This is a genomic window from Micromonospora sp. ATA51 (genome assembly GCF_016802855.1).
GTDB classification, from domain to species: domain Bacteria; phylum Actinomycetota; class Actinomycetes; order Mycobacteriales; family Micromonosporaceae; genus Micromonospora; species Micromonospora sicca.
The window spans coordinates 111,330-137,961 of record NZ_JAEVHJ010000001.1; the positions used below are offsets into that span (position 1 = coordinate 111,330).

The following is a 26,632-nucleotide window of genomic DNA, read 5'->3' on the forward strand; positions in this document are numbered from 1 at the left end:
TGAGATCCCGGGCCGGGTGGTGCAGCCGCAAACCTTCTTCGAGGCCGAGGAGGGCCGTACGGCCGCCGTCGGCATGGCGACCGACCACGCCGCCTACTCCGGCGCCGGCTTCGCCGCCGGGTTCGCCCAGGAGGGCTCGTCGACCAGACTCCCCGTCGATGTCCGCGAGGCCGGGACGTACGACCTGGCGATGCGCTACAGCAACGGCCCGAATCCCTACTCCGGCGAGAAGCAGCTGAGCCTGTACGTCAACGGTGAACGGGTCGAGCAGACGGTCTTCCCCTCCACCGTGACCTGGGAAGAGTGGGGCACCGTCACCACCACCGCACACTTGAACAAGGGTCGCAACGTGGTCGAGTACCGCAAGGAGGCTGCGGACTCCGGGCACGTGAACCTGGACGTGCTCGCCGTCCGGCCGCACGGCAAACGCATCACGCTGTTCAACGGTGGCGCGCTCACCGAGTGGCAGCACAGCGACGGGCGCGAACCGGAGTGGGCGATCGCCGACGGCGCCATGACGGTGCGCAACGGGGACCTGCGCACGGTGCAGGCCTTCGGCGACTTCCGGCTGCACGTGGAGTTCAACCTGCCGCTGTACCCGCCGGACGTGACCGGCCAGGCGCGCGCCAACAGTGGGGTGTACCTGCAGGACCGCTACGAGATCCAGGTGCTGGACTCCTTCGGCGTCGGCCCGCCGCAGACCAACGACGCCGCGGCCATCTACACCCAGAAGGCCCCCGACGTGAACGCGGCGCTGCCGCCGCAGACCTGGCAGACGTACGACATCGTCTACCGGCAGGCCCGCTACGACGCATCCGGGAACAAGGTCGACAACCCCCGCGTCACCGTGGTGTGGAACGGCGTCAGGGTGCACGACGACGTCGAGATCCTCGGCCCGACTGGCGACAGCCGGCCCGAGGGCCCGGCGACGGGTGCCATCCGACTTCAGGACCACGGCAATCCGGTCCAGTACCGCAACATCTGGATCGAGCCGCTGGACCGGTAGCTTCGCCAGCGGTCAGAACGTGGACGGCCGGGTACCGGTTCGTCAGCCCGGCCGTCCGCAGCAGAGCCTCGGCCCCACTGAGCAGGGCACGCAGGTGCCGACTTGAGCGCCGTCCTCCTCAGCGAGGTGAGTGTCGGGTGAGCGCTCACCACGAATGGTTCAGGCCAGCTCGCGGTCCAGTGCGCTGGGGGAGAGGGCATGCTGGACGACCGTCGCCGCGGCGCCGATGACGCCCGCGTTCGCCCCGGCCCGTGAGGTGGTCAAGGGCGAAGGTTCAGCGTCCGCGACTGCGTAGGATGGCGGGGTGATCCGGCTCCGGATGGGTCTGGCTGATGTGGCGAGGATGCGGTTTGCGTTATCGCCTCTCGCCGAGGTGATTGAGAGCCTGTACCAATTGTCGTCGGGGCGGGTGTCGCCGCTGCACCAGGGCTGGTTGGAGGCGACGCGGGACGGCCTGCGTGGTGTGGACATGGCGCTGCTGGGCGCGGTGGTGCCTGCGAGCGCGTACGTGGCGGATTTCCTGTTCGTGGCGGCCACCGACGCCGGCACCATCGACGACCAGCTGCGGTTGGTTGCCGAGTCGCCCGTGGCGGGAATCCGTGCCGACCTGGCGGCGGTGTGGGGTCGGGAGCCGATGCCGGCGCCGGCACGGGCGTTGGCTTCCGAAGGGGCGGCTGGTGCTCGGCGGTTGGCCGACGCGCTGTGGCGGTACTGGTCGGTGGCGATCGAGCCGCACTGGCGGGAGCTACGCGCGGTGCTGGAGGATGACGTCGCGTATCGGGCTGGCCGGCTGACCGGCGGTGGTGTCGATGCGCTGTTGTCGAGCTTGCACCCGGAGGTCAGCGTGCGGGGTGAGATCCTGCGGATCGACATGCCCCGGCACTCGGTGGACCATGACCTGGCCGGTGACGGACTCGTGCTGGTGCCGTCGGTGTTCGCGTGGCCGAACCTGGTGGTGGACAAGGGCCCCGATCGACCCGCGAGCCTCATCTATGCCTGCCGAGGAGTCGGCACGATGTGGGGAGGCGACTCCCGAGACGCCGACTACGCCGACGACGCGCTGGGTGCGCTGCTGGGTCACAGCCGCGCGGCGATCCTCAGCTGTCTGGCGCTGCCGAAGTCGACCACCGACCTCGCCCGTGAGCTCGGTCAAAGCGCGCCGTCGGTCAGCTTCCACCTGTCGGTGCTGCGCCGCAATGGCTTGGTGACGTCGTGGCGTTCCGGGCGCCGGGTGTTGTACCGGCACACGCCGCTGGCCAGCGGACTGCTCGGGGCTAGTGGTTCGGGGTTCGAGCGGGACTGTCCGGATCCCGCGTGAGGTTCCGACGGCGACGCTGGATTCCAGCGCCATCGAATCGTTGGTGACCTCCTAGGAGGCCTGCGACCGTGAGCGGACGCACGCATTCGACGCGCTACGGTGCCCGGTTGATTCGCAACCTGGCGTTCATCACGACCACCGCCGCAAGCGTCGAATGTCGTCGATCATTCGGACAGGGAAGGCAGGAATCGTGCGGAACGAAGACACTCGTGGCCTGACTCGTCGCGGGGCCCTGCGGGCGGCCGTCACGGTCGGCGCCGTCGCAGGCCCCTTCGGGTTGGCGGGAACAACGACCTCGCCGGCGTTTGCCGAGCCCGGGGTGACGTTGCCGGCGGCCACAACGGACGTGACACCGTTCCGGCTGTCGGTGTCGGACACCACGCTGCGCGATCTGCAGCGGCGGTTGGCGGCGGCCCGGCTGCCGGAGCGGGAACCCGTTCCCGACGGGTCCCAGGGCGTGCCGCTGGAGCGGGTACGCGGCCTGGTCGAGCACTGGCGGACGCGGTATGACTGGCGTCAGGTCGAGGCGCGGCTGAACGGGTTCGGCCAGTTCCGCACCCAGATCGACGGGATGGGAATCCATTTTCTGCACGTACGTTCCCGGCACGCCAACGCCGTACCGGTGGTGTTGACCCATGGCTGGCCGGGTTCGGTGGTGGAGTTCCTCGACGTGATCGGGCCGTTGACGGATCCCACGGCCTTCGGCGGGAGCGCTGTGGACGCGTTCCATGTCGTGGTGCCGTCCCTACCGGGCTTCGGATTCTCCGACAAGCCGGCCACGGCCGGGTGGAACATCCAGCGCATCGCGGGAGCCTGGGCGGAACTCATGTCCCGTCTCGGCTACCGTCGCTGGCTCGCTCAGGGCGGCGACCTGGGCGGCTCCGTGACGCACGAACTCGCCAAGCTCGGGCCCGCCGGACTCGCCGGGATCCACCTCAACTTCTTCCCCGTATTCCAGCCCCCGATCAGCGACCCGCCCACGCCGGAGGAGCAGGAGGCGCTGGACAAGCTGCAGCGGTTCTTCAACGACGGCGCCGGCTTCATCTACGAGCAGTCCACGCGCCCCCAGACGGTGGGGTATGCGTTGACCGACTCCCCGGTGGGGCAGGCGGCGTGGATCTACGAGAAGTTCATGGAGTGGACCGACAGCGACGGCAATCCCGAACGGGTCCTCGGCGTCGACCGGATGCTCGACGACATCATGCTGTACTGGCTGCCTGGCACCGCGGCCTCCTCGGCGCGAATCTATTGGGAGGACGCGCGGGCCACTGGCACAGCCGACGACTTCAAGGTCCCGGTCGGATTCACGGTCTTTCCCCGCGAGATCATCCCAACTCCGAGAATCTGGGCCGAACGCGTCTACAAGTCCAAGCTCATCTACTTCAACACGGTCCCCCGTGGTGGCCATTTCGCCGCGTTTGAACAACCAGAAATTCTTGCCGAGGAGCTGCGGAGGTTCGCTCGCTTGGTCCGTTGACCCTGTGCCGTGCCATAACTGGTCGCAGGGGTTGTGAACTGCGGTGTTGTCTGGTGGTGGACGATCGGGTGATGGTGTTTCGGCTGCTGCACCTGATCATGATGTAGGTGTTTGGCTAGGTGTATTGCCCAGCACCGTTGTTGATGCGGCTGATGGGTGGTTGGCCGCCGGGTGAGGTGTGGCTGCGGTGGTGATTGTAGGTGTGTAGCCAGGTCGGTAGGGCGTCGGCGCGGTGCCGGTTGCTGGTGAACGGTTGGGCGTAGTACGGCAGCCGCCAATTGCTAGCTGACCAGGGCGTAGTCGCGGTTCAGTCGTGTGCGTTGGTGGAACCAGCGTGCGCGAGCCTGGTGACGGCGTCGCCAGGTGAGCCAGCGGGTGGCATGGTCGGGCGGCATCGGATGGTGAAGGGCGTCGGCGAGTAGCCGCTTGACCTCGTGCACGGTCAGTGGGATCAGTCCGGGCTCGGGCGGTGGTGGCTGGTCGGGTGTGCTCGGGGGCGGGGCTTGGCTGTCGGTACGGTCCCGCAGGTGGGCGGCGGTGACCGCGCAGACGGCGAGGGCGGCCATGACCAGGACGGTGTGCCGGGCGATCGCGGTGTAGAGGCGGGCCTGGCACTGATCCAGGCCGAAGTAGTCCTTGCCGAACTCGAAGCACTCCTCGACCGGCCAGCGCAGTCCGGCGGCGCGGATCAGCCTCGTCTTGGTCACGGGTTGCCCCTCCGGCACGTGGCAGTAGTGGAAGGCCAGCTCGCCGGTGCTCAGGTGACGGCGCACGAGCAGGTGATGCCGCGGTGAGGCGGTGGCGATCCACGCCCAGGCGTACCAGCGTTGTCCCTTTGACCCGGTACCGGCCGAGCGGAGCTCCCACCGGCGTGTGTCCGCGGCCAGCAGCGTGACGGCCTGAGCGCAGGTCAGCCTGTCTCCCGAGGGCAGGTCGATCATGAAGGTGGAGGCGACCCGCAGCACGTACGCCTGCCCGCGAGTCTCGAAGAACTCCCGCAACGGTGTGCAGTTGCCGTACACCTCGTCGCCGCAGACGACGTCGAACACCAGCCCGTCGGCGTACGCGTCCGCGCAGACGTCCATGGCCAACTGACCCTTGGTGCGAAACTGCATCCCAGGCGGCAACCCCATACCCGCAGCCGTGCGCGGGTCGGCGAGGTGCTCGGCCGGGATCCACTGACGCGCCCCGACCAACGCGTGTCCCGTCCGCTCCCGCACATACGACAGGTGCACCGTGTTGATCCCGTTCGCGACCCGACCCGCGCACCCCATGTACTGCCGTTTCACCCCACACGTGACCCGGCCCTGCTTGGCCTGGCCCGTCTCGTCCAACGCACCGACCACCAACCCACGCCGCCGCCGGCGCGTGGCCGCCGCATCCAGACCCCCGGCCACGAACCGCCGGATGTGACTCATCGCGGCCGTCGTATCCCACACCGCCCGATTCAACAACCGCTGCGTGCGGTCCGGCGTGGCGTCCCCAACCTGCTCAGCGATGCTCCACCCGTTGCGCTTCGGCACCCAACTGACCAGCGCCGAGATGTACCGGCCCGCGTGCTGCCACGTCTGCGTCCGCACGAAACACGACCGCAGCTCCTCCAACAGCTCGGCCCGTGCCCGCACCGCGCGCCTGGCCGCTACCCTGGCAGCAGCAGCCGCCTTCGATCTTGTAGTCCTCACAAACACATGATCGACAGGCGGCTGCGTCCACTTCGCACACCCCCACCGCATCCCGACAGGTCAGACCACCAATGGCGGCTGCCGTAGTAGGCCCATTCGTCGCACAGGGTCCGGTTGAAGCGTTCGGCTTTGCCGTTGGTCTGGGGCCGGTAGCGGCGGGTGAAGCGGGCGTGGGTGCCAAGGGCGGCCAGGGCGTCGCGCCAGGCGCCTGCGCGGCGGTAGGCCCAGGCGTTGTCGGTGATGACCTGTTCGATGCGGCTGATGCCGTGGGCGGCGAAGTGATCGGCGGCGCGGCGCAGGAAGCCGGCACAGGTGTCGGCTTTCTCGTCGGGGTGGATTTCGGCGTAGGCGAGGCGGGTGTGGTCGTCGATGGCGCGGTGGACGTAGTCGAAGCCGACGCGGGTGCCGTAGTGGGCGCGGCGGTGTTCCAGGCTGTCGCGGCCGTGCACGCGCCAGCCACCGCCGTCACGCAGGCGGCCCGGTTTCTTGACGTCGACGTGGACGAGTTCGCCGGGTCGATCGCGTTCGTAGCGGCGAACTGGCTGGCCGGTGGGCCGGTCCAGCCAGGCCAGGCGGTGCAGGCGGTGCCGGGTGAGCACGGCGTGCACGGTCGGAGCGGGAACGCCCAACAGCGGGGCGAGGCGGCGCGGGGGCGAGCTTGCGGTCCTGGCGTAGCTGGCAGATCGCCGCTTCAATCGTTGCAGGGGTCTTGCCGGGCAGCCGGCGGGCGACGCTGGGCCGGTCGCGTAGACCGGCCAAGGTCGTTCGGCTCGCTCGCGTTCCTGAAATCGTCAGACCGTCCGGATCTTCCGCTTTGAGGGCGTTTGACAGGCGCGTTGAACGGTACGGCATTCACGGCTAGCTTCTCGACCGATGTATGCGGAACGCGACAGCGGAGCCGGGCCGATGTGGCCCGGCTCCCTTGCTGATCAGTACGGGCGAAGCGACGTGAAGAATTGCCTCAGTTCGCTGGCGAGCAAATCCGGTTCCTCCAGAGGCATGAAGTGTCCGCCCCTACCTGATTCGCTCCAATGCCGGACGTTGGTGCAGGCGCGTTCGGCGATTTCGCGGGGGAAGTTGGCCTGCGACGGTTCGGTGCTCAACGTGAACGCGGCGGGCACCGTGATGTGGGGTCGTGGGCTGTTGTGGTCGAAGTCGAAGTACTGCCGGAACGAGGAGCCGATCGTGCCGCTCGCCCAGTACAGGGTGATGATCGTCAGCAGGGTGTCCCGGTCGAAGCGGCTCTCCAGGTCCCCGTGGTTGTCACTCCAGTCTCGGTACTTGTCGACGAGCCAGGCGGCCAGTCCGGCTGGAGAATCACTCAGTGCCGCGGCGATGGTGTCCGGCCGGGTGCCCATGATGGCGCTGTAGCCGCCATCGGTCTGGTCGTACGCCGCCTCGGCATCGAGATACGCCTGCTCGGCGGGCGACAGCGGCTGGGAGTCGAAGCTGGCCGGGAACGGTGGGTGGATCATATGAATGCCGGCCACCTGCTCGGGATACAGGGCGCCCAGCCAACCGGTGACCACGCCGCCGACGTCGCCGCCGAAGGCCCCGTAGCGTTGGTAGCCAAGGACGTCGGTCATCAACAGGTGCAGGGTCTGCGCCATCGCAGCGCGGGTGAGCGGCCCTTTCGGCAGCTCCGAGTACAGAAACCCTGGCAGCGAGGGAACCACCACGTCGAACGCGTCGGCGGGGTCGCCCCCGTACTGTGCGGGGTTGGTCAGGCGATCGGCCAGCGGCAGCATCTCCACGAAGCTGCTGGGCCAACCGTGGCTCAGGATCAGCGGCAGCGGCGCGGGCGCACCGGCCGGACGCGTCCCGGGTACGCGAAGGAAGTGGATGCGCCTGCCGCCGATCTGGGCCTGGTAATGCGGCAGCGCGTTGAGTTCGGCTTCCCGAGCGCGCCAGTCGAACCCGTCGGCCCAGTAGGACACCAGGTGCCGCAGGTAGTCGGGATCGGCACCGGCCTGCCATGGCTGATCGCCGCTGCGATTGGTGAAGCGCGTACGGGCCAGTCGGGCCCGCAGGTCGTCGAGTACCTCGTCGGATACATCGATACGGAACGGGGAGAAGGTCATTGTTCCTCCGGCTAGGAGGCGCTCCCCGACGCGAAAGTCAGCGGACAGGGATGGCCGGGTGGAGCGCCCAGACGTGACATTGGGTGTTCACCGGGCTCACCTCCCCTCATCGCTGACACGGGTCACCTTACACGTCCCCTTCTGCCGCCCATCGCGAGCGTCGATCGCCCCATTCCTGGATCAATCGGATATATTGTGACCTTGCCGCGACCGCAACACGGCCGGGTGGTACCCGTCCGCGTCGGTGTGTGGCATGGAGGTCACACTTTGGGGCATGGAGTTCTTCTGCTACCACCGCGACCGGCCCAGCTCGGTGGCGCTGCGCGACGAGCTGCTGGAAGAGCATTGGTCCTACATGGACCGGTACTCGAGAGAAATGATCGCTCGCGGACCGACCCTTGCCGGCGACGGCGACACGCCCACCGGCAGCGTGCACATCGTCGACCTGCCCGACCCCGCCGCCGCGCGCGTGTTCGCTCTCGACGAGCCCAACTATCAGGCCGGCGTGTACCGGGACGTGCTGCTGCGCCGGTGGCGCAACGCGCTGGGGCGCACCATGTGGGACTTCCCCGGAGGCCGGACCGGTGGTAATCGGTACCTGGTGCTCGGCCTCGGCGCGGGGCAGGCCGCTGACCTCGCGGTGCCGCCCGACCGGGACGAGCTGATCGCGTACGGGCCGCTGCTGTCCGACGACGGCGCCACCTGGCTGGGTACGGCGGTGCTTGTCCGGGCGGCGGATCCGGACAAGGCGCGCGCCGTGCTGACCCCGGACCGGTACGCCGACATCGAGGTGCACAACTGGCAGTTTGGCGGTCGGCCGTCATGACCCGAGGCTGGCTGTGGACTTGGTGCAGCGTGTCGACAGGCGTGGATGCGGCAGGGGGAGCCTGCTCGGAGTTGTCTGGCTTCGTCGACGCCTGTCAGCTTCCCCGGGGCCAAGATCGAACGTGCGGATCTGCCGCACTCAGCTCGGTAGATGCTTCAGCCATCGCGTGTGTAGGGCCTCATAGCGCGCCGCGTCAACGGCGGCCGGGTCGTCCAGCAGCGCGACGACACGGGTTCCACTCGGCAGTAGCCTGCTGTGAGCGGAGATCTCCGGCAGCGGCGGAGCTGGCAGCATCCTGCTCACCTCAGCCCCCAGGTAGGTCCACCATCCCAGCAGCGCGGGCCACCCGTCGACCGGATGATCTTCTTCGTGAATTCGCGTCAGATGCCAGATCTGATCCAGCGACCACTCGTCCATGACCCGACCGATGCCGGCAGCTAATGCATCGGCGGCTTGTAGCCACAAGGCGGTCAAGCGCGCGTGCAGCTGACGGTAGCCATCCGCGTCGGAGTTTGGGCGACGAAAGGTCCACGCCGCGTCAAGGGACCAGCTCAGGTTGATCGCCGTACTGGATTGATCGGGCCGACAGCTGAGATGGAGATCGACCCCGTCGGGTGTCCAGAGTTGGCTGGAGGCCTTCCCAGTCGCCATCGCGGCGCCGCCTCGTCCTGGTCCTCAACGATCCGCAGTTCGCCGTCGTTGTCGAAGAGGTTGATGCATCCGTCCGGGCGTCGAAACTTCAGACCGAAGCCGGCCGCCAGCGCGAGTACCTCGTAGATGACCTTGTTGACCGGACGCAGCACGGGCACCCGCAGCTCCCACGTCCAGTCAGAGCCCATCCCGGCATCCTGCCGAGTTCCGATTCCTCGGGGCAAGCGGCATCTTCCGGATAATGGACCACCGATGCCTCTGACCCATCGCAGATACGTCTGGGGTGGCTCCACAGCTGGACCACGTCCGCAACTGCCGCTGTCCGCGCGGTCGTGCCGTCGCCCCTGCCGCTCCCCACGACGTGGCGCTGCTGGTACATGGTGCGTCGAAGATCGGTGGCCGGCCGCCCTTGGATCCCTTCTTTCGTCAGTTGGCGGTGCCCGGTCGACCTTGATCGGGATTGTTACTTTGATGCCCCCGCTTGGCCAGGTGCTCCTCTGCACCCGGTCGGGTAGGACCGCCGCATTGCTGTGGCGGTCCCCTCAGGCCCTTGCCCGTGGCGCGGTCAGTTCGGCTCGGTGGATGGTGGGCGGGTCCTGCCGCGCTTGCTTGACTTGTACGTGGCATCCATGGACGAGTATTTCGCCGCTCGGGCGATCATTCCGTGCTCGGTCTGGTCGGCGAGGTAGGCCAGGGCGGTGGCCTCTTCGGTCAGGTCGTCGTGCAGGTGGGCCGGCGCTACTGGTAGGGCGTCGGAGAGGGCGTCCTGCGCGTGACGGATCTCGGCGTGCGCTGCGTCAGGGGCACTGGCGCTGAGGTGGCCGGAGGCGCGACGCTTGGCGTTCTGTACCCGCAGGTAGACCAGCTCGGTGCGTACGGTCGGGTCAGGTACCCGTCCTGCGGCCTGGTCACCGGGGACGACGTTGACGTGCAGCGGCAGGGTGAGCGTGTGCTGGGCCAGCGTAGGCAGCTCGACCCAGGTGAACTGGCACGTGGCGACCTGGGCCAGTCCGAGGGTGGCGATAGCGGGGATGTCGAAGGTCAGCAGCAGTTTGCGGGTTTCGTCGGCGTAGAAGTTGCCGAGCTCGGCGAGTAGCCCGTCACCGGTGGTGGTCGCGGGCATGTCGTTGACGATCTGGACCGCGCGTACGTGCGGTGAGGGCTGGATCAGCAGCGACGCTGCTTGGACGGTCTGGGACAGCAGGCCGTCGACCTCGCCGGCGATGAGCGCGCCCGCGGTGTCGGCTTCTTCGGCGAAGTGTTCGTTGCCGGCCCCACCGCGGGCGATCGCCGACATGAGCCGTTCGTCGTAGCCGAGTCCGTAGCCCAGCGTTGAGGTCGTGATGTTGTCGGCGTTGGCCTTGGCGGCGATGGCGCCCAACGTGTCGGGGTCGGTGACGCCGGCGTTGGCGTGCCCATCGGAGATGAGCAGCACGTTGGCTCCGGCCGGCCCGGCGATGCGGCTGGCTTCCTGCAGCCCGCGCAGGTAACCGGCGGACAAGTCGGTGCTGCCACGCGCGTCGAGCTTGGAGATTGCGCGTTTGACCGCCTGTTTGTCGGCGAGCGGCCCGGCTGCGACCGCTACCTCGACTCGGTCGTCGAATGCGACCAGCCCGAAGTTGTCGCCGGGATCGAGTCTGTCGATCAGGCCGATGAGTGCGGTCTTCGCGCCGTCGAGGCGGCCACCGGCCATCGAGCCGCTGCGATCGAGCACCACCTGCAGTGTGGATGCCGGGCGGTCGACGTCGCGGGTCGACGCCGCGGGTGCCGTCAGTTCGACGAGCACGGATAGTTGGTCGTCGGTCTCGAGTGCCAGCACGTCGACATCCAGATGTGCGGAGATGTGCATTTGTCTCCTTCAGCGGCACGGCAGGTACGGAAGCAGGGCTTGCCTGGCGGACGGTAGTGAATCACCGCGCTGTGACACTCCGATGGTCGTTGCCGGGCCTCGGCGCTTCGCGCGAACGAGCGGCGGCATGAGCGTGACGGCCGCGCGGTGCCGATCCGGCGGGCGGCAACCCGGCCGGGTAAGGACGCCGCAGTCGCGCGGTCGCAGTAGGGTCGTCGGGCTGGCGCAGGCCGATGAAGATGGGGGAGTTGCGACGGTGGGGGAGTTGACGACAGCGACTGTGCCGCTGAACGCGATCCAGAGCGACCGGGTTGCCGGTGTGCTCCTCGCTGCGGCGTGCGGTGACGCGTTGGGCGTGCCGTACGAGTTTCAACCGCAGCTTGCGGCCGGCGAACAGCCCGAGATGCGCGGCGGTGGGCTCGGCCCGTACGCGCCCGGTGAGTACAGCGACGACACCCAGATGGCGATGTGCATCGCGGAGGTGTCCGCCACCGGGGCGGATCTGCGCAGCAGCGACTCCCTCGACCGCATCGCCGGCAAATTTCCTCCGATGGAAACGGGAGGGCGCCAGCGATATCGGGGCGCAGACCCGGCAGGTCCTCGACGCGGTCTCACAGGTGAGGGGAGCGGGCGTCGCCCCGGCGATGAGAGACACAGCCGCGGACCTGCACCGCAGAACCGGCCGCAGTGCGGGTAACGGGTCGCTGATGCGCACTGCGCCGGTGGCGCTGGCCTATCTCGGCGATCCGGAGGCGCTCGCGGAGGCCGCCCGCGTAGTCAGTGCGCTCACCCATCACGACCCCCTGGCCGCGGACGCGTGTGTGCTGTGGTGCGCGGGGATCCGCCGGGCGGTTCTCGACGGGACGTTCGACGGGGTACGCGAGGGTTTGGACCTGCTGCCCGCGGGGCGGCGCGACCGGTGGTCGAGCTGGTTGGCCGAGGCGGAGTCCAAGCCGCCGGAGCAGTTCCGTCCCAACGGGTTCGTGGTCGCCGCGTTGCAGGCCGCCTGGTCGGCGATCAAACACACCGACGTTCCGGAGCACGACCCGGGTCGCGGCAGTTTCCCCTGCCAGCATCTCGAACGCGCTCTGACCGTGGCGGTGCGCGTCGGCGACGACACCGACACTGTCGCGGCGATCGCCGGGGCCCTGCTCGGCGCCCGGTGGGGCTCCTCCGCGGTGCCCCTGGCCTGGCCGCGCATCGTTCACGGCTGGCCGAACCGGCGCGCGGCGGACCTAATCCGCCTGGCCATGTTGACGGCCCAAGGCGGCCAGGCCGGCCAGGGCGGTTGGCCGGGCTGCGCCCGCGCGCCACGACCTGCCGTTGCACCGTTGATGGTGGCGCATCCGCACGACCCGGGGGTGATCCTCGGCAACCTCTACACCGACGCGGCCCCAGTGGGCGCCGGCGCGGTGGTCTCCCTGTGCCGGGTTGGCTGCGACGACTTCGACGACGTGGCCGTCGTCAACCGGGTGTCGGCGTGGCTGGTCGACCAGCCCGACGCCAATGCGCAGCCGCACTTCGTGGTCGATCAGGCCGCCCGGATGGTCCTCGAGTTGCGCAAGGAGGGCCATGTCGTGCTGCTGCACTGCGCCGCCGGTCAGAGTCGCACACCGGCGGTCGCCGCCCGCTACACGACCTTGACCACCGGCATACCGGCCCGCTCCGCGCTGGCCGAGCTGCGCGGCCTGCTCGGCGCGCACGGCTGGACACTCAATCCGGAACTGCGGCAGGTCGTCGAACAGCTGTGACGGGTCACGCCGGGGCTGCTGTAGGCCGCACAGGACCAATCGAGGACTCGGCTGTAGGCGAGGCCGGAACTATGGCCCCGCCCATGATCGGAGCGGCCCGCACAACCTGCCGGAACAACCCTGGTGGATGACCGGGCCGCCTGCCCATGGGACCAGGATCGGGGGAGCTGGATGGGAGCAGACGGGTGCACTCAACGGCAGTCAACTCCGCCCAACGGCACCGAACAGCAGTCAACGGCACCCGCCGCCCCCTCCTGGCGCAACGATCTGTCACTGCACCTGATTAGCGAGAGGGGGAGCCGGTGAAACCCACCGTCGTCGCTGCCGCGTATTCGGTCCTCAAGCGCGTCGCCCAGGAACGCCGCACGATGTCGTACTCCGCCTTGAGCGACGAGGTCCCTGGGCTCTCCCGTCGAGGCCCTTCGATGGTCGCGACGCTGATCGCAGTCGCTGAGCGCTCGTGGAGAAGCATGTGCTCCTGCCGGTACTGGCCGTAAAGGCGGGTCGCAATGGACTCCCCAGCTCCGGCTTTTACGAGTCATTGACGACCTACCGGCCCGAAGACGATCAATCCGACCCGAAAAGGGCTGCTCGCCGGGAGCGCGAGAGGGTCTACGCGGCCTACCCGCCAGACCAACAGTAGAAGCTGCTCAACCACATCCGGTGGGCACCAGGGACTCGGCAGCAGAACTAACGAGAGGAACCGGGGGAGTCCCCTTTCTTCGATGGTCCGGCGGCGAACCGGGCTGGCGGCAGACCGCACACTCCGATCTCCGCCGTGAACACTGCCCCCGAGAACTCGGCGCCGTCGGACCGGGCGGTGGTGACGAACAGGCGTCGCAGGTCAGGGCCCCCGAACGCCAGGTTCGTGACCAGCGGCGCCGGTACGCGCAGCGCACGGTCGGGCACGAGTCCGGCGGTGTGCCGGACCACGAGGCCGGATCCCCAGAGTGCCACCCACACGCCGCCGTCGGCGTCGACCGTGATCCCGTCGGGGTGGTCGACCCGTACCGACGCCACCGCACGGCCGTCCGACTCATACGCGGTGACGGTGTCGGCGAAGGTGTCGGCGTGGTAGAGGGTCCGCCCGTCCGGGCTGGTGTCGACGCCGTTCGACGCGCCGATCCGATCGGCGAGGATGCGGTGACGCAGGTGCGCCCCGATTGAGTAGAGGGCACCGCGGTTGGCGCGGGTACGGTCGACCGACCCGACGTAGAGCTGGCCATCGCGTCCGCACACCGCGTCGTTCAGCGACAGGTCGGCCGGCCCGGGCACGGTGACGAGGGGACGGAACGTCCCGTCCTGCGGGTCGAGGGCACCGAGGTCGCGGCCGGCGACGCCGAGCCAGCCGCTCCCGGCGCGCGGCACCAGGGCGGTGACCGGCCGACCGCAGGTGGCGCCGTGGGCGGCGCCGGTGGTCGGGTCGACGACCCAGAGGGTGCGGCCGGCGACGTCGACCAGGTGCAGGCGTCCGGTGGTGTCGTCCCAGATCGGGCTCTCGCCCAGCGCGCAGCGCAGCTCACCCAGGAGCGCCCAGTCAACGTCCTGGGAGATCATGGCCATCGGACCTCGGCACCGGTCGCCGCGTGGGAGGGTACGGGTCCGGTCACAGCCATCGGGCGCGCAGGTCGGGCCGCAGCCACGCGGCGGGCGAGGCGATGGAAAGGCCGCCGTCCACCGGCAGCACCGTGCCGGTGATGAAGTCCGCGATCGGGGAGGCGAGGAACGCCACTGCGGTGGCCACGTCCTCGGGGCGGCCGACCCGCCGCAGCGGGTAGCCCTCGGTGACTCGGGGCACGTCCGCCTGGCCGATCATGCCTGGTGCGACCGCGTTGACCCGGATGCCGGCAGGCCCGTACTCCAGGGCGAGCTGGCGGACCAGCCCCTCCACGCCGGCCTTCGCCGCCGCGTAGCCAGGCAGGCCGGGCGCGGCGAGGGTGGCGTTGACCGAGCTGACCGCGACGATCGCCCCGCCGCGGGGCAGCAGCGGCAGCGCCGCCCGGACGACGTAGAACATCGAACCGAGGGTGGCGTCGAGGGCGATCCGCCACTGCGCGTCGGTGGTCTGCGTCGCCGGGGCGACCGGCATCACCGCGGCGGCGGGCACCACCACGTCCAGCCGGCCGAGGATGCGGTGCGCCTCGGCGACGGCGGCGGCCGCGGCGTCCGGGTCGGCGCAGTCGGCCACCAGCTCGGCGGTGAACGCGGGGTCGGTGTGCTCGTCGAGCGAGACGCCGACGACCCGGTCACCGGCGTCGCTGAATGCCCGGCCGATCGCGGTGCCGATCGGTGAGGAGGCGCCGACCACGAGGACCCCGCGGCCGCTCATCCGGCCAGCTCCAGGTCGGCGAGGATGGCGCTGAGCGACTCCCGGCCAGCCGCGTCGAGCGGGCGGGCCGGCGAGCGTACGGTGGCGTCGGCGATGAGGCCGCGGCGCACCAGCACCTCCTTGTGCACCGCCCAGGCGATGCCCTGCTGGAGTCCGAACAGGATCAGCGGCAGCAGCCGGGTGAACGCGGCGCGCGCCTCGGCGTGCCGGCCGGCTTCCCAGTCGGCGAGGACGGGTGCGAGCAGGTCGGGGAACTCACAGGCCGGCATGGTGCCGATCGCGCCGCGGGCGTACTCCTCCAGGCAGAACTGGGCGTTCTGGCCGCCGAGCACCGCGAAGCCCTCGTCGGCGCGGGCGGCGACCACGGCCGCCACCTTCGGCGCGGTCGGGGGCGACTCCACCTTCACCGAGGTGACGCCGTCGAGCTTGCCGAGCTCGGCGATGAGCGAGGGTGCCATCGTGACGCCGGTGGCGCCGGGCGCGTCCTGGACCATGACCTCGACACTGGCGGCCGAGGCCACCTCGCCGTAGAAGGCGAGCAGCTGGTCGGGGGTGGGCTTGACCATGAACGGCGGCAGCACCATCAGTGCGTTCGCGCCGCCGGCCATCGCGGCGTCGGCCTGTTCGATCGCGGTCACCGTCGAGGTGCCGTTCACCCCCGCGACGATCGGTACGGCCCCGGCGACCACGTCGGTGACCGTGGCGAGGATCCGGGTCCGCTCGTCGGTGGTGAGCGCGAAGCCCTCGCTGGCCATGCCGAAGACCGCGACGCCGGTCACGCCGCTGGAGAGTTGGAACTCGGTGAGCCGGCGCAGGCTGGGCAGGTCCAGGGCGCCGTCGGGCCCGAACGGGGTCGCGAGGATCGGCACGAGGCCGTGGACGGTGTGGGGCACTCAGGACTCCTTGGCCAGGGCGCGAACCGTGTCAGCGTCGACGTTGACGCCGAGTCCCGGTCCCGCGGGCAGGTCGAACGCGGCCGGGTGCAGGGGCACCGGGTCGGTGAGGATGCGGGCGCCAACCTCGGTGGAGGTGGGCTGGTATTCGAAGGCGGCGAGGTCGGCGACGGCCGCGGCGACGTGCAGGCCGGCGGCCAGGGAGACCCCCATGCCGACGGAGTGGTGCGGAGCGACGGGTACGTGCCGCGCGGCGCACAGGTCGGCGATCGCCATCGCCTCGGTGATGCCGGTGCGCGCCACGTCGGGTTGGGCAATCCGCAGCGCCCGGGCGTCGAGCCACTGCGCGAACTCGTAGCGGTTGCGCAGCGCCTCTCCGACCGCGATCGGCACGGCCGAGCGGGCGGTGAGTTCGGCGTGCCCGGCGACGTCCTCCGGCGCGAGGGGCGCCTCCAGGAACCAGGCGTCCCGTTCGGCGAGCCCGTGGGCCAGCGCGACCGCGTCGTCGACCCCGTACGCCCAGTGCCCGTCCACGGCGATCCGCAGGCCGGGCGCGGCGTCCCGGACGGCGTCGACGGTGGCCAGGTCGGCGGCGACGCCGTGCCCGAGGTGCAGCTTGACCCCCGTGGCCCCCCGGTCGACCCAGTCGCGGGCCAGCGCCGCCCGTTCCGCGTCGGTGGACCGGGGCAGCCCGGAGACGTACGTGGGTAGGCGGGTGCGGAACGCACCGCCGAGCAGCTGCGCGACTCTGAGCCCGGTCAGCCGGCCGACGAGGTCCCAAAGCGCGATGTCGACGGCAGCGAGCGCGTCGGCCTGGTGGCCGACCATGTGCCCGCGTTCGCGCATCAGGTCGCGCAGCCGGTGCCAGGCAGGACGGGGGGCGGTGGCGTCCATGCCGACGAGCACCGGCGCGAGGAGCAGGTTGACGATGGCGGCCGGTACCTCGGGCGCACCGGCGCCAGGGCCTCGCCCCATCCGGTGGTGCCGTCGTCGGCGATCACCTCGACCAGCAGCGTCTCGTAGCGGGACGAGTAGAGGCTGCGCCACGGCTCGCGGACCTCGTAGCCGTCGCCGATGGTGCCGCCGTCGCGTTTCGGTCCCAGGTAGGCCTGGTCGGTGCGCAGCTTCAGCACGTGGGTGTGGACCTCGCGGACCCGCATCATGCCTCCGCTCCGCAGGCCAGCCGTACCGGCCGGGACCGCTGGTCGCCGACCTGCACGGCGTAGATGAACGCGGCGGACAGGTCGTCCACCGGCACGGTCCATTCGTTCGGGTAGACGGTGCGGTCGAGCTGGTGCCAGGTGGCGCCGTCGTCGAGCGACCAGTGCAGGGTCGCCGGTTCGCGGGTGGCGGCCTGCACGTAGGCGTGATGCCGGCTGCCGTCCGGCTTGGGGATCAGGATGCCGCGCACCGGGCCCACCGGGCCGTCGTCGAAGCGGTGCGCGCCGACCGGCGCGGCCTGGGCGCGGTGCAGCGGTACGTCCAGCGGGCCGACGCCGTGCACCACGATCGCGGTGATGCCGTGCCCGGAGACCTCGACGGTGAGCCGATGGTCGACGACGGTGGCCTGCTCCGGTACGCCGCGGTCGCGGATCACCGTCGCCCGGTACGGAGTGCCGGGGGTCATCGGCACCCGCGCCGGGTCCAGCGTCACCGTCGCCGTGCCCGGGGTCGCGGCGGCGTTGGTGAGGCTGACGCAGAGCCGGTCCCCACCCTCGGCGGCGATCCAGTTGACCTGGTCGGTGTCCAGCCGCACCAGGCCCTTCGGCAGCCACAGCCAGACCCCGTCCTCGCCGTGGAAGCGACCCGGCCGGTGGCCGTAGACGCGGTAGGCGAACCAGACGTAGTTCTGCTCGAATTCGGCCGGGAAGGCGATCGCGCCGCCGGAGCGGGTCTCGTGCTCGGCGATCAGGTAGTCGATGGCCATGCCGAGCTGGGCGGGCGCGTGGTGGTAGTAGATGGTGGTGTTGCCGAAGGGCCCGGTCCAGGGGAAGTCCGGGCGCATGTGGTGGACCGTCAGCTGCCGGTAGTAGTAGCCGGGGTAGCTGGTGAACCGGCCGACCAGCGCGTTGTGCGCTACGTCGCGCAGCAGGTCGTCGCCGGTGTGCGCGGCGAGCCGCAGCAGGAATGGCGCCCACGCCGGGTTGAGGGTGAACCCGTTGAACCGGTAGGTGTTCACCGCCTCGATGCTCAGCCCCGTCGGGGACACCTGCCAGGCCGGCACCTGCTCGTCGGGCACGTCGGTAGCCGGGTAGTCGTACAGGTCGGCGGGGTCCCACCAGCCGGTTAGCTCGATCTGCCTGTCGACGAAGAGCGGCCGCTGCGGGACGGTGACCGTGCCGTCGGGCACCGGGCGGGCGAACACCATGGTGGTGAACCTTTTCGCCTCCATGTGCGCGGCGTCGAGGTAGCGGCGCCGGCCGGTCTCCTCGTACATCTCCAGCAGCTCGACCCAGGCGCGGCAGTAGTAGACGGCGAAGTCGTGCGGGTCGGCCTCGCCGCCGTACGGCTGGTCGATTTCCTCGGCGATGTAACGGTCGGCGGCCTCCTCGGCCTGTTGCCGCAGCTTCTCCTCTCGGGTCATCCGGTACGCGGCCAGTGGCGCGCTCATCGGCGTGCGCTTCAGCCAGTAGTCCTGCGTGTCGAGGGAGGAGAGCGCCAGCTCCCGGGCGGCGGTGAGCCCGCCCCGGGACAGCGCGTACAGCGGCGCGAGCGCGGGCGCGCCGAACGGCGTGCCGCAGAGCTGGTTCTTCGTCGGGTCGCCGTAGACGGTGGCGTCCTCGCGCGGCGTCCAGCCGTAGGCGTTGCGGGACAGGTGGAACTCGACCGTCGGCAGCGCCCGGGTCTCGTACAGCTCGTCGTCGCCGGTCAGCTGGTAGGCCCCGAGCAGCACCGAGGTGGTGGTCGCGCGGACAGCCTGGTCGTTCTCGATGTCGATGTAGCCCTTGGCCCGGCTCCACCAGCCGCTCGGCGAGCCCTGGTAGTCGACCCGGTCGTCGGCGGTCGGGCCGGCCTTCATCAGGTCGATCAGGTTGTGCACGGTGTCGGTCAGCGAGCAGCCGAATACGTTGCGCCGGTACGCGGTGTAGCCGTACTCGCCGCGCAGCAGGTCGCGGTAGGCGTCGTACAGCTCGGTGCGGCCGGCGTACACCCCGACGGTGAACCGGTACGGCTCGCCGGCGCGCAGGTCGGCCCGCCGGCCGTACTGTGGGGCGTATAGGGTGGGCTGCACCGTGCCCTCGGGGGTGCCGAGGCTCATGCCGAACGGCTGGTCGTCGTCGCCGCGAGCCGACTCGTACTCGAACGGCAGCTCGGCGGCCGGCGCGAAGAGGCCGGTGGTGATCGGGCCGCGCCGCACCAGGCACAGCGGCGCGAACAGCTCGTCGCGCCCGACGGACGCCGGCCCGCCGACCATCCGGGCGTGCCGCAGTGGCCCGCACAGCACCTCGTCGACCTCGTCGACCGGTGACGCCGCGAACGCCCGGTAGGCGACCACGAACCGGCCGTCGACCCGCGGGGTCAGCTTGACGTCCACCATGGGGTGACGGCCGTCCAGCCGCCAGGTGACGGCGAGGGAGAACAGTTGCCGGTCGCCGCCGCGCAGCCGCACCGCGTTCGGGCCGAGCCGTTCGACCTGGTCGAACGTCACCGGGTGCCGGTCGAGGGTCCCCTGCGGGTTCCGGCGGCTGCCGCCGTCTCCGTGCAGTACCAGCCACCGCTCGCCGAACCGGTCGTCGCCGACCCGTTCCCAGCCGCCGTCGCCCCGTACGAGCAGGTCGGTGGCGTAGCCCGCTCCGCCGTCCCACCGCAGGGCGGCGACCTCCAGGCGGTGCGCGGCCCTCTCGACCGCGGCGTACGGCTCGACGGCTACGGCGGCGGCGGTGGTCAAGTCCGGGCCGGCGGCATCGGCGCGGCCGGCCGCGCGCACCGTGCGCGGGCCGAGGTGGACGACCTCCACCGGGGCGAAGGCGGCGGCCATGGCGGTGGCACCGACGCCGACCCCACCGCCGTCGAGTGGGTCGCGGTCGGTGACGGTGGCCGCCGTGCGCCCGTCGACCGCGACCGTGATCCGGCCGTCGGCGACGGTCACCTCGACGGGCAGCCACCGGCCGAAGTCGAAGGCGAGGATGTTGTCGGCGAGCAGTTCGGCGTGCCCGTCGGCGTGCCGGAGCACCGACAGGTACCGCACGCCGGTGCGGACCCGCAGCCGGATCGCGTACCAGCGTTCGGCGTCGGCGTTGACCCGTAGTTCGGCGCTGCTGACGTCGGCGCCGTGCCGCGGCTCGGGCACCCGCACGGCGGTGCGGATCGCGAAGTTGCCCGTCATCGCTGGCAGCGCCGCGCCGAGCAGGTGCCGCCCGTCGGGGTGGCCGTGGCCGTCGACCTCTATGGGGCGATCGAAAGACGAAAACGCACGGTCAGATGTCACGGAGGCGCTCCGACGTCGCGATTCTGCAACTCGTATGCAATCCGCGATTGACACGATGCAACATGAGCGCCACTCTGACACGACGATGGATGGCACGTCCAGAGGGAGAGCCGGTGGCGAGTGACCAGGGCACCAACCAGAGCGTGGAGAAGGCGGCCGCCGTGCTGAACGCCTTCCTCGCCGGCCAGCCCGCGCTGCGGGTGTCCGACGTCGCCCGCCACGCCGTACTCGGCCAGTCGACCGCGTCCCGCCTGCTGGCCACCCTCGAATCCTGCGACCTCGTGCAACGCGACCAGCTCAGCGGCCTCTACCAGCTCGGCCCGGCACTGATCACGATGGCCGGCGTCGCCCTCAACAGTCACCCCGTGCACCGCGAGGCCCGCCAACGCGCGCAGAACCTTGCCGCGGAACTCGGCCTCGGCGCCAACGTCGCGATCCGCAGCGGTGCCACGCTGTTCTACCTGTGCAACTTCGAGGGCACCCTCGCCCCGCGGTCGTTCGTGCTGATCGGCCAGCACAACCCGCTGCACGCCACCGGGCTGGGCAAGTGCTTGCTGATCGGCACCGACGCCCAGCAGCGCCGCGCGCTCCTGCCCGACCTGCCGCCCTACACCACGTCCACCATCACCGACCACACTGCCCTCGACGCGGCCGTCGAGCGGGCCGCGCAGCGGCGTTACGCCACCGAGGTCGAGGAACTCGCCCTCGGGCGGGCCTGCATCGCCTCCCCGATCCTCGACCACACCGGCACGGTCTGCGCCGCGCTGTCGGTCTCCGGACCGCTTTCCGCGATTGACCTCGACACAAGGGAGGCCGAGTTGTCCCGCATGGTCATCGAAGCCGCCGACGCGATCAGCACCGGGCTGGGCTACCTCGGCCCCGCCGACCGCATCCCCAGCCGGGTGCAGGCCGTCCGATGAGCACCGACACCGCCCACCCGGACACCACCGGCCGCACGCCGGCGTCCCCGCCGGCCGGCAACCGCCCGCCCCGGTCGCTCGGCGACGGCGCCTTCGCCGCGCTGCTCATGCTGCCCGCCCTGGCGATGCTCGCCGCGATCGTCGTCTACCCACTGGTCGCCTCCCTGGTCACCGCGTTCTTCGAGCAGAGCCTCGTCGAACCCGGCCGCACCTTCGTCGGGCTGCATAACATCACCGACCTGCTCGGCGGCGACTTCTGGCGGCTGCTGCGCCAGACCCTGGTCTTCACCGTCGGCGCCACGATCGCCCCGTTCCTCGTCGGGCTCGCGCTGGCGCTAGCCCTGAACACCCGCATCCGGGGCCGAGCCACCCTGCGCGGGCTGCTGCTCATCCCCTGGCTGGTGCCCAGCGTCGTCGTGTCGTTCCTCTGGATGTGGATCTTCAACGCCAACTACGGGCTGGCCAACGGCGCGCTGGAGGCGCTCGGGCTGATCGACGCCCCGCAGGCCTGGCTCGCCGGGCCGGGCACCGCGATGACCGCCGTCATCGTCGCCAAGACCTGGGCCAGCTTCCCGTGGATCATGGTGATGCTCCTCGCCGGTCTGCAGACCGTGCCGCTCGAACTGCACGAGGCGGCGGAGACCGACGGCGCCGGCGCGGTGCAGCGGTTCTTCGCCGTCACCCTGCCGCACCTGCGCGGCATCATCGGCATCGTCCTACTGCTGGAACTGATCTGGAACTTCCAGCACTTCGACCTGATCTACGTGATGACCGGCGGCGGCCCGGCCGGCGCCACCGAGACCTTTGCCACCGCCGTCTACGAGACCGCCTTCCAGGGCTTCGACCTCGGCCGCGCCGGCGCACTCGGCCTGCTGTGGATGGTGCTGCTGCTCGGCATGGTCGCGATCTACGTCCGCCGGTCCGAGCGGGAGGGACAGCTATGAGCAAGCGCTCCGCACGGGACACCTGCGGCTCCCGCGCCGCGGCCTGGATCGCCGTCGTCGTCCTCGGCGGGTTCGGGTTGCTGCCCGTCTACTGGATGCTCGCCACCGCGTTCACCCCCGCGCAGCAGACGTTCCGCTACCCGCCGTCGTTCTTCCCCACCGAGCTGACCCTGGACAACTTCGCCCGGCTCGCCGACGAGCCCGCGCTGGCCCGGTACCTGCTCAACAGCCTGGTGGTCTCGGTCATCACCGCCGTGCTGAGCGTCACCGTGTCCGCATACATGGGCTACGCCTTCTCCAAGTTCCGCTTCCGTGGCCGGCGCAGCCTGATGTACTTCGTGCTCTCCTCGCAGATGTTCCCCCAAGCTCTGCTGCTCGTCACCCTCTACGCCCTGTTCAGCGCCTATCACCTGCTCGACACCTACACCGCGCTGGTGCTGTCGTTCACCACCTTCACGCTGCCGCTATGCGTCTGGATGCTCAAAGGCTTCTTCGACACCATCCCCGACACCCTCGTCGAGGCCGCCCGCGTCGACGGCGCGTCCCGGCTGCGCACCATCCACTCGGTCATCCTGCCGCTGTCGGCGCCCGGCCTCATCGCCGCCGGACTCTTCGCCTTCGTCCGCGGCTGGAACGACTTCGTCTTCGCCCTCACCCTCGCCGGCCGCGAGAAGACGACGCTGCCGCCCGGACTGGTCAACGCCTTCCTCGGCGAGGCGACCGCGCAGTGGGCCGAACTCATGGCCGCGTCCCTGATCGCGTCCCTGCCCGTCGTCGTCGCGTTCATCGCACTCCAACGATTCCTTGTCGGCGGGATCACCGCCGGCGCCATCAAGGGATAACCCAACCCGTCCCGGAGGTCCACCAATGAGTAGCAACCTTTCCCGCAGGGACATGTTCCGCCTCGTCGGACTCGGTGCCGGCGCCGTCGGCTTCGGCGGCCTGGCCGCCTGCGCGCCGAGCGCCGACGGCCCCGACAAGGACACCGCCAAATCCGCCACCAACTTCTCGTTCGCGTCCTGGAGCCTGGCCGACAACGCCTCGAAAGCCAAGATCGAAGAGCTGATGAGCGGGTACGGCAGCAAGGCGGGCATCACCGTCAACGGCGTGCCGCTGGCCTACAACAACTACCTCAACCAGCTCACCCTCCAGGTGCGCGGCGGACAGTTCAGCGGGGCCGCGCAGATGGACATTGCCTGGCTCGCCGGCCTCGCCGCCCTCGGCAAGCTACGCGACCTCGGCGACGTCGCCAAGGATGCCGGCTACACCGAGGCCGCCCTCACCTCCGGCCAGGTCGACGGTAAGCAGGTCGGCCTGCCCTGGACGACCGCCGCGATCGGGTTGATCGCCAACCGCGACCTGATGCAGAAGGCCGGCATCACCACCGCGCCCGCCACCATCGCCGACTTCGAGGCCGCGCTGCGGGCCCTGAAGGGCACCGGGGCAATCCCGTACGCCGCCTCCACCAAGGTCGCGCAGCTCAAAGACATCCTCATCTGGATGCAGACCTTCGGCAGCCCGCTGCTCGACGGCGACAAGGTCACTGTCGGCGACGACCCCAGCGTCGAGGCGGTCACCTGGTACAAGAAGCTCTACGACGAGAAGCTGATCGCCCCGGACGTGGAGCGCGTCGACGCCCGCACCCTGTTCGCCCAGGGCAAGACCGCGATGTACGACGACGCCATCGTCGGCCGGGACTTCGTCGTCAAGGGCTCCCCTGACAAGTCCATCGCCGACAAGCTGGACCCGATCGCCCGTCCGGTGAAGAACGCCGGCGACAAGCCCCGGGCCGTGCAGTGGGGCCACGCCGTCGTGGTCGTCGAGGGGGAGGGCGCCAACACCGCCACCGACTTCGCCAAGTGGCTGACCTCCGACGAGCAGACCGTCCTCGGCTACTTCAAGGACCTCTCGCTGCCACCCACCACCACCGCCGCGCTCGCCTCCGAGCAGGTGAAGACCGACCAGTTCACCTCGCAGTTCAGCGAGCGCATCACCGCCACCGCCACCCCGAACCCGTTCTGGAAGTATCCCCAGTATGCGCAGATGGAGACGGCGATCTCCGAGCAGGTCCAGGCCGTGCTGGTGGGCAAGACCAAGCCCGCCGACGCCATGCGCGAAGCCGGCCGGGCGGTGCAGGCCCTCATCAAGTGACCGACACCGCGCGCGACACCGGGCTGGTGGCGGCGATCGCCGAAGCGACCGCCGCCACCACGCCGCGGATCTGGGGCTTCGGCGTCGACGGCACCCTCACTGCCCTCCTCCGGGCCGGCGACGCGCTGCATCGGCCGGACCTGACCCAGCGGGTCGTCGACCTGGTGACCCCGTCGCTGACCGCCCCGCCGGATCCCACCGACCACCTCATCGCCGTGGAGGCGATGCTCGCCCTCGCCGCCCGCCGACCCGGGATCGACGTCGCCGACGTCTGCCGGCGGTGGTTGGCGGCGGTCCGGCACGCCCGGCCCCGGCACCCGGGCGGACCGCGGCTGCACCGGCCGGACCTGCCGCCGTGGCAGTCGACGATCTGGGTCGATTGCATGCACACCGACGGGCCCGGCCTTGCCGCGCTGGGCCACCCCGACGAGGCCGTCGCGTACGCCACCGCGTACGCCGCCGCGCTGCAACTGCCGAACGGGCTGTTCCAGCACGGCTACGACACCGCGGCGCGGCAGGGCAATGGCGTCGCCTGGGGCCGCGGGCAGGCGTGGGCGCTGCTCGGCCTCACCGACACCCTCACCCGGGCGTACGACGGCGGGCTCGCCGAGCGGCTGACCCGGCTGGTCGACGCCCTCGCTGCCCACGAACGCGACGGACAGTGGTCGACCGTGGTCGACGACCTGGACGCGCCGGTCGAGGCGAGCGTCGCCGCGTACCTCGCCTGGACGGTGCCCCACGCGATCGACGCGGGCCTGGTTGATCCCGCCCACCGCGCGATGGCCGACCGGGCCTGGACCGCGACGCTGCGCCGGCTCACCCCCGGCGGCACCCTCGCCGTGTCCGAGGCGACCCCGGTCGGCGCCGCCCCCGACTACCACGACCGCGCCCTTGGCGCCTTTCCCTGGGGGCAGGCCCCGGTGCTGCACGCGGCACTGGACCGCATCGCCCCGGCGCGCCCACCGGCGACGGACCCGACGAGGAGGAGAGCAGATGAAGGTCGTCGACGTCCGCAGCTACGCGGTGCGCGCCAAGCCCGCGGAGACCTACTGGGGTGCCCGGGCGTGGAGCGCCGACCACGGCAGCGCGCTGGTGGACTACCCGCCGATGGAACGCCGCCGCTACGTCTACAGCGACACCATCGACGCCGTGCTGGTCCGCGTCGAGACCGCCGACGGCGTCGTCGGCTGGGGCGAGGCGAAGGCCCCGGTCGGCGCCCGCGCCACCGCCGCCATTCTCGACGACCTGATCGCGCCGCTCGCGGTCGGCTCCCGGCTCGACGAGATCGCCCGCACCTGGGACCGCGTCTACACCGGCATGCGGGTCCGCGGCCACGACAGCGGCTTCTGGCTGGAGGCCCTCGCCGGTCTCGACATCGCCCTCTGGGACGCCTGGGCCCGCACCCTCGACCAACCGCTGCACGCCCTGCTCGGCGGCCGGTACCGGGACACCCTGCGGCTCTACGCCTCCGGCGTGCCCGCCGCGCCCGCCGGCTCCGGTGCCGAGGGCCAGCGGGCGGTGCGCCGGGAGGCCGAACGGCTGCGTGACCTCGGCTACGACGCGGTCAAGGTGGCCATCGGTGCTCGCCCCGAGGACGACATCGCCTCCGTGCAGACCGTCCGCGAGGTCTTCGGCGACCAGGCGTCCGTCTACGCCGACGCCGCCGGCCAGTACGAGGTGCCACAGGCACTGCGGGTCGGCCGGGCCCTCCAGGAGGCCGGCATCGGGTTCTTCGAGATGCCGCTGCCTCCCGAGGACCTCGACGGGTACGCCACCCTCGCCGCGCGGTTGGACATCCCGCTCGCGCTCGACTCGCTGGCCACCCGGCACCGGGCGCTGGAGTTTCTCCGCGCCGGCGCACTACGGGTGCTTCAGCCCGACGTGTGCCGGGCCGGTGGCATCACCGAGACCATGCGTATCGCGGCGCTCGCCGACGCGTTCGGCGCGCAGGCCACCCCGCACGTGAGCATCGGCTCGGCCGTGCACTGGTACGCCAGCGTGCAGTGCGCCACGGCGATGCCCAACTTCGCGGTGCTCGAACACTGGATCGGCACCAACCCGCTCACCGCCGTCGCGCCGGACGCGGTCGCGCGCTGCGCGGGCGCTGCGAGGTGCCGCGCGGAGCAGGCCTCGGCATAACGGTCGACGAAGAAGTGGTGCGGACGCTGACCGGTGACTGACGCGACCGTTCAAGTGTTCCGCCGTACGCCAATGGCGTGTCACCCGCGCGTCGCGCTGTGCCCGTTCCAGCGCGGCGGTAGGACCGTCTTGACCCACGACCACAGCCCAGCGCGCCGGCACCTTCGTGAGCCACCTGGCCATGCT

Annotated in this window: 21 protein-coding genes and 4 pseudogenes; 12 read left to right on the forward strand and 13 right to left on the reverse strand. The window is 70.6% G+C overall.

Translation table 11 applies throughout. From position 1 onward, the window contains the following. The first annotated feature begins 16 nt into the window (after nt 1–16). The 3 genes from JNW87_RS00360 to JNW87_RS00370 all read left to right on the forward strand — a co-directional run bounded on the left by JNW87_RS00360 (nt 17) and on the right by JNW87_RS00370 (nt 3,801). Entirely contained in the window at nt 17–1,006 is a 990-nt protein-coding gene (locus tag JNW87_RS00360; RefSeq protein WP_201749783.1) for a family 16 glycoside hydrolase, read from the forward strand. Between the two features lie 304 nt (nt 1,007–1,310). Beyond that, a complete protein-coding gene (locus JNW87_RS00365) occupies nt 1,311–2,324 on the forward strand; it encodes a DUF5937 family protein (RefSeq protein ID WP_109803380.1) in 1,014 nt (337 codons plus the stop codon). A gap of 346 nt (nt 2,325–2,670) precedes the next feature. Further along, entirely contained in the window at nt 2,671–3,801 is a 1,131-nt protein-coding gene (locus JNW87_RS00370; protein ID WP_238452683.1) for an epoxide hydrolase family protein, read from the forward strand. Nucleotides 3,802–3,916: 115 nt separating this feature from the next. Here JNW87_RS00370 and JNW87_RS00375 read toward each other — a convergent pair. The 4 genes and pseudogenes from JNW87_RS00375 to JNW87_RS00390 all read right to left on the reverse strand — a co-directional run. Further along, a pseudogene (locus JNW87_RS00375) lies at nt 3,917–4,063 on the reverse strand (IS481 family transposase); the annotation flags it as partial. 19 nt (nt 4,064–4,082) lie between these two features. Next, on the reverse strand, nt 4,083–5,534 hold the full coding sequence (locus tag JNW87_RS00380) for an IS701 family transposase (protein WP_375373440.1): 1,452 nt from the start codon (nt 5,532–5,534) through the stop codon (nt 4,083–4,085). 35 nt (nt 5,535–5,569) lie between these two features. Next, a pseudogene (locus JNW87_RS00385) lies at nt 5,570–6,239 on the reverse strand (DDE-type integrase/transposase/recombinase); the annotation flags it as partial. Between the two features lie 173 nt (nt 6,240–6,412). Continuing rightward, nucleotides 6,413–7,564 carry an epoxide hydrolase family protein gene (locus tag JNW87_RS00390; protein ID WP_109803383.1) on the reverse strand — a complete coding sequence of 384 codons (1,152 nt, stop codon included), beginning with the start codon at nt 7,562–7,564 and terminating at the stop codon, nt 6,413–6,415. A 274-nt stretch (nt 7,565–7,838) separates the two neighbouring features. Between JNW87_RS00390 and JNW87_RS00395 the strand changes: the two genes are divergently transcribed. Next, nucleotides 7,839–8,390, forward strand: coding sequence for a YciI family protein (locus JNW87_RS00395; protein WP_109803384.1), 552 nt, complete (start codon nt 7,839–7,841; stop codon nt 8,388–8,390). Between the two features lie 138 nt (nt 8,391–8,528). Here the strand turns inward: JNW87_RS00395 and JNW87_RS00400 are convergent, their stop codons facing one another. From JNW87_RS00400 to JNW87_RS00410, 3 genes are all read right to left on the reverse strand, one after another. Then, nucleotides 8,529–8,864 carry a hypothetical protein gene (locus JNW87_RS00400; protein ID WP_238452684.1) on the reverse strand — a complete coding sequence of 112 codons (336 nt, stop codon included), beginning with the start codon at nt 8,862–8,864 and terminating at the stop codon, nt 8,529–8,531. Between the two features lie 77 nt (nt 8,865–8,941). Continuing rightward, a complete protein-coding gene (locus JNW87_RS00405; RefSeq protein WP_238452685.1) occupies nt 8,942–9,199 on the reverse strand; it encodes a hypothetical protein in 258 nt (85 codons plus the stop codon). A 407-nt stretch (nt 9,200–9,606) separates the two neighbouring features. After that, the gene (locus JNW87_RS00410) at nt 9,607–10,890 is read right to left on the reverse strand and encodes a VWA domain-containing protein (protein ID WP_109803387.1); all 1,284 of its coding nucleotides are present in this window, start codon (nt 10,888–10,890) and stop codon (nt 9,607–9,609) included. A 127-nt stretch (nt 10,891–11,017) separates the two neighbouring features. Here JNW87_RS00410 and JNW87_RS41160 point away from each other — a divergent pair. Together JNW87_RS41160 and JNW87_RS00415 are read left to right on the forward strand one after the other, a co-directional pair. Further along, nucleotides 11,018–11,359, forward strand: a pseudogene (locus JNW87_RS41160) (ADP-ribosylglycohydrolase family protein); the annotation flags it as partial. Continuing rightward, on the forward strand, nt 11,328–12,641 hold the full coding sequence (locus JNW87_RS00415) for an ADP-ribosylglycohydrolase family protein (protein WP_255420220.1): 1,314 nt from the start codon (nt 11,328–11,330) through the stop codon (nt 12,639–12,641). The pseudogene JNW87_RS41160 and the gene JNW87_RS00415, both read left to right, overlap by 32 nt. A 690-nt stretch (nt 12,642–13,331) precedes the next feature. Here the strand turns inward: JNW87_RS00415 and JNW87_RS00420 are convergent. The 6 genes from JNW87_RS00420 to JNW87_RS00445 are packed head-to-tail and all read right to left on the reverse strand — an operon-like array spanning nt 13,332 to nt 20,292. After that, nucleotides 13,332–14,198, reverse strand: coding sequence for an SMP-30/gluconolactonase/LRE family protein (locus tag JNW87_RS00420; protein WP_161557922.1), 867 nt, complete (start codon nt 14,196–14,198; stop codon nt 13,332–13,334). Nucleotides 14,199–14,247: 49 nt separating this feature from the next. Next, entirely contained in the window at nt 14,248–14,970 is a 723-nt protein-coding gene (locus JNW87_RS00425) for an SDR family NAD(P)-dependent oxidoreductase (RefSeq protein ID WP_109803390.1), read from the reverse strand. Beyond that, entirely contained in the window at nt 14,967–15,863 is an 897-nt protein-coding gene (locus JNW87_RS00430; RefSeq protein WP_109803391.1) for a dihydrodipicolinate synthase family protein, read from the reverse strand. Before JNW87_RS00430 ends, JNW87_RS00425 begins: the two co-directional genes overlap by 4 nt. After that, the gene (locus JNW87_RS00435; RefSeq protein ID WP_238452686.1) at nt 15,864–16,757 is read right to left on the reverse strand and encodes a mandelate racemase/muconate lactonizing enzyme family protein; all 894 of its coding nucleotides are present in this window, start codon (nt 16,755–16,757) and stop codon (nt 15,864–15,866) included. Beyond that, the gene (locus tag JNW87_RS00440) at nt 16,709–17,026 is read right to left on the reverse strand and encodes a hypothetical protein (RefSeq protein ID WP_238452687.1); all 318 of its coding nucleotides are present in this window, start codon (nt 17,024–17,026) and stop codon (nt 16,709–16,711) included. Before JNW87_RS00440 ends, JNW87_RS00435 begins: the two co-directional genes overlap by 49 nt. After that, a complete protein-coding gene (locus JNW87_RS00445; RefSeq protein WP_238452688.1) occupies nt 17,023–20,292 on the reverse strand; it encodes a hypothetical protein in 3,270 nt (1,089 codons plus the stop codon). Before JNW87_RS00445 ends, JNW87_RS00440 begins: the two co-directional genes overlap by 4 nt. Before the next feature lie 113 nt (nt 20,293–20,405). Here JNW87_RS00445 and JNW87_RS00450 point away from each other — a divergent pair, with 113 nt between their 5' ends. From JNW87_RS00450 to JNW87_RS00470, 6 genes and pseudogenes are all read left to right on the forward strand, one after another. Then, nucleotides 20,406–21,212, forward strand: a complete 807-nt coding sequence (locus JNW87_RS00450) for an IclR family transcriptional regulator (RefSeq protein WP_109803394.1) — start codon at nt 20,406–20,408, stop codon at nt 21,210–21,212. Next, complete coding sequence (locus JNW87_RS00455) at nt 21,209–22,156, forward strand: carbohydrate ABC transporter permease (RefSeq protein ID WP_109803395.1); 948 nt, start codon at nt 21,209–21,211, stop codon at nt 22,154–22,156. The genes JNW87_RS00450 and JNW87_RS00455 overlap by 4 nt, the downstream gene beginning before the upstream one ends. Next, nucleotides 22,153–22,998, forward strand: coding sequence for a carbohydrate ABC transporter permease (locus JNW87_RS00460; protein WP_109803396.1), 846 nt, complete (start codon nt 22,153–22,155; stop codon nt 22,996–22,998). Before JNW87_RS00455 ends, JNW87_RS00460 begins: the two co-directional genes overlap by 4 nt. 25 nt (nt 22,999–23,023) lie before the next feature. After that, nucleotides 23,024–24,307 carry an ABC transporter substrate-binding protein gene (locus JNW87_RS00465; protein ID WP_109803397.1) on the forward strand — a complete coding sequence of 428 codons (1,284 nt, stop codon included), beginning with the start codon at nt 23,024–23,026 and terminating at the stop codon, nt 24,305–24,307. Nucleotides 24,308–24,531: 224 nt separating this feature from the next. After that, nucleotides 24,532–25,239 (forward strand): annotated as a pseudogene (locus tag JNW87_RS41165) (glycoside hydrolase family 88 protein); the annotation flags it as partial. A 61-nt stretch (nt 25,240–25,300) separates the two neighbouring features. Further along, nucleotides 25,301–26,446 carry a mandelate racemase/muconate lactonizing enzyme family protein gene (locus tag JNW87_RS00470; protein ID WP_238452689.1) on the forward strand — a complete coding sequence of 382 codons (1,146 nt, stop codon included), beginning with the start codon at nt 25,301–25,303 and terminating at the stop codon, nt 26,444–26,446. Nucleotides 26,447–26,632 lie beyond the last annotated feature (186 nt).